3 protein-coding genes are annotated in these 3,114 nt (G+C 62.1%); all 3 read right to left on the bottom strand.

The features are described from left to right. Positions 1 to 235 precede the first annotated feature (235 nt). Positions 236 to 1,813: an IS66 family transposase gene (gene tnpC / locus ACPUER_RS36150; protein WP_425133500.1), complete on the bottom strand. Its 1,578-nt coding sequence runs from the start codon at positions 1,811 to 1,813 to the stop codon at positions 236 to 238. 62 nt (positions 1,814 to 1,875) lie between these two features. Continuing rightward, the gene (gene tnpB / locus ACPUER_RS36155; protein ID WP_148092775.1) at positions 1,876 to 2,223 is read right to left on the bottom strand and encodes an IS66 family insertion sequence element accessory protein TnpB; all 348 of its coding nucleotides are present in this window, start codon (positions 2,221 to 2,223) and stop codon (positions 1,876 to 1,878) included. Then, a complete protein-coding gene (gene tnpA, locus ACPUER_RS36160) occupies positions 2,211 to 2,594 on the bottom strand; it encodes an IS66-like element accessory protein TnpA (RefSeq protein WP_232518019.1) in 384 nt (127 codons plus the stop codon). Before tnpA ends, tnpB begins: the two co-directional genes overlap by 13 nt. Positions 2,595 to 3,114 lie beyond the last annotated feature (520 nt).

Below are 3,114 nucleotides of genomic sequence, written 5' to 3' on the forward strand. Positions count from 1 at the left end.
CACGCAGCTGCTGCCCCATCGCTGGACGCCAACCGACGCTTGACCATCTCGGCGATCGGTCCCGTCAAGATGACTTCGCCGGGGGCTTACCGCTCAAGTCGAGCACTCATTGCCTGACTGGCTGCCTCGGCCAATTCCGCCTGCGGATGAGATCCGGCTGCATCGAATGAGTTGTGCGTGGATGCAGCGGAAAAAGAAAAGTAAGCGGCCAGCCAACCCGTCTTGACGAGCGAGTTTAGGCGGTGCTCAAGAGAGGCTGCCAGTGATGCGGCAGCAGCGCGTCGATGTCGCTGGCCTTGTGGGTCGGCAAGCGTGTGAGGACGTCCTTCAGATAGGCGAGCGGGTCGAGCCCGTTCAACTGCGCCGAGCGGATCAAGCTCATGATGGCGGCTGCGCGCTGTCCCGCACGCAGCGATCCGGCGAACAGCCAGTTGGACCGTCCGACTGCCCACGGACGGATCTGGTTTTCAACCCAGTTGTTGTCGATCGGCACGTTCCCGTCGTCGAGATAGCGCGTAAGTGCGTCCCAACGTTTCAGGCTGTAGTCCAGCGCCTTTGCAATCGCCGAACCCTCCGCAACGGGTTTGCGCTGTGCCACCAGCCATTCATGGAGCGCATCGCACACCGTTTTGGCGCGGTGCTGGCGAAGCCGCTGCCGTTCGTCGGCATTCAATGCCGCGGCCTCCCGTTCGATGTCGTAGAGCGCGGTAAAGAACGGCAGGGCCTGCCCGGCAATCTGGCTGCTGTGATTGGCATGCAATTCAAAGAACTTGCGTCGGGCATGGGCCGCGCATCCGATCTCGGTAATGCCGCGCTGGAATGAGGCCTTGTACCCGCTGTAGTCATCGCACACCAGCTTGCCGTGCCAGCCCCTCAGGAACGTGCGGGCGTGCGCACCGGCGCGGCTCTCGGCGAAGTCGTAGACCACCGCGCGCAGTTCGCTGAACTGAGTCGGCGTATACGCCCACAGGTACGCCCTGTGTGTCTTGCCCTTGCCGGGGCTGAGCATCTGCACTAGCGTCTCGTCCGCGTGCAGCACACTCTGTTGCAGGATGGCCTGGCGGAGTGCGTCGACCAGCGGCTGCAACTGCACGCCACACCGGCCCACCCAGGCACCGAGCGTGGATCTCGGAATGGCCAGTCCCGCACGACCAAAGATCTGTTCCTGGCGATACAGCGGCAAGTGGTCGCCGTACTTGGCGATCAGCACCTGCGCGAGCAACCCGGCAGTGGGCACGCCCTTGTCGATCACATGCGGCGGAACCGGCGCCTGGATCAGCGTCTCGCATGCTTTGCACACCCACTTGCCGCGGATGTGCCGCTCCACCGTGAACACGCCTGGCGTGTAGTCCAGTTTCTCGCTCACGTCCTCGCCGATGCGTATGCGTTCGCAACCGCACTGGCACGTCGTGCTATCCGGTTCGTGATGGATGTCGGTGCGCGGCAGTTGCGGCGGCAGCGGTGCGCGTTTCGGCTGCTCGCGTGGCCGTTCAACTCGTGTCGGCTCAAGCTGTTCGAGTTCCATCTCGATGGCAACCAGGTCGCCATCGATGGCCTCGTCGAGCAGGTTCATCTGCTCACTGTTGAGCTGCTCGCTGCGCCGGCCGAACTGCTGGCGCTTGAGGACCGAGACCTCGTGGGTGAGTTGATCGATACGGGTCTGCCGGTAGCGTAGTTCCCGGTCGCGTTCACTCGCTTCCCGCTCCTTCTCCTTGATCTTCTGGTCCTTCGCCTCGACCTCGGCTATCAGTTGCGCTGTCAGGGCGCGCAACTGTTCCGGGCTGAGTGCGTCGAGGTCGGCAGGCAAATTCATGCGGACCAGTCTGCCAGAACCCTGCAGACGGCGGAAGCGCAACTGTTTACGTCCCCCCGGACTCAGACGACACGGATCACGCCGTCCTCGCCGATGCGTTGCCACGGCAAGCCCAGCACCAGACCGGCCAGCTGTTCGTGCGTCAAGGCACGCTGCTTGGGTTCGCTGCCAAGGTGCGGCCAGGCGAATTGCCCCTGGTTCAGGCGTCGCGCGGCCAGCCAGATGCCGATCCCGTCGTGAATCAGGACCTTCATGCGGTTGGCGCGCCGATTGGCGAACAGATAGGCATGGTGTGGGTGAGCGGCGCCGAACACCTTGACCACACGTGCCAAGGCCGTATCGAAACCGGCGCGCATGTCCAGTGGATCGACTGCCAGCCAGATCTCGTCGACACGGATCACCGCAGCCACTCACGCAGCCAGGCGGCACACTGGGTTGCCTCGGACACCGGCCAACTCACCGTGATCGACTGATCTCCCCGGCGCACCTCGATGCGGATCTCTGGCGAATGCGGACTCGGCGTTCCCAATGCCAACGGCACAAAGGCTGGCAGTGACGGTGGCGTGGCCGGTGGACGGCCCAACGGTCTCTTGGGAAGTCGACCTTCCGCCTGATCGATCCAGCGCCGCAGCAGATTCGCGTTGAGCCTGTGTTCCAGCGCGACCGCCGCAACCGATACGCCGATTCCCTGGCAGGCAGCAACCACACGCGCTTTGAACTCCTCGCTGTAGCGTTGCCGACGACGACGCTCCGGGAGTGATTCCGATTCGATAGTGTTCACGTGTCCGCTTATTCGTTAGGTGGACACGATACTCCCAAGCGTCTCGGTCAAACTCAAGATGGGTTCGCTAGCCGCTTACAAAGAAAAAGCCCCGAACTCCACTAGACTCCGGCTGGCCCTGTTTGCAGGGGGCAGGTCAAATGGCCCTCCGCCCCGTTTTCCGGCCCGCCAATGGCTTCGATTTGCCCAGATAGGGATTGAGATAGGAAGGGGCGTGCGACGGCGCTATGGCCCGGACTCCTGATTGAAATACAGTTGTAATGTTTGCTGTGACTCAGCCGTCGTCGGATTGGCCCGTTTCGGGGTCGAAAATTGGCAATTTTGCTCAATTTTTAAGCAAAACAGGCAGTTTCAGGTACTTTGCAATCCAAAATACAAGCCAACGCACTCATAACCTGCCTTAACCGAGCGCAAGAATGATTGAACGAGGGTAAGCCCCCGGCGAAGTCATCTTGACGGGACCGATCGCCGAGATGGTCAAGCGTCGGTTGGCGTCCAGCGATGGGGCAGCAGCTGCGTG

Origin of the sequence: Burkholderia sp. DN3021 (assembly GCF_049805555.1) — a bacterium.
In the GTDB taxonomy this organism is placed as follows: domain Bacteria; phylum Pseudomonadota; class Gammaproteobacteria; order Burkholderiales; family Burkholderiaceae; genus Burkholderia; species Burkholderia pyrrocinia_C.

Excerpts from the sequence above, each read along its gene's own strand:
- tnpC (WP_425133500.1), bottom strand. The coding sequence starts at position 1,813 with ATGAATTTGCCTGCCGACCTCGACGCACTCAGCCCGGAACAGTTGCGC.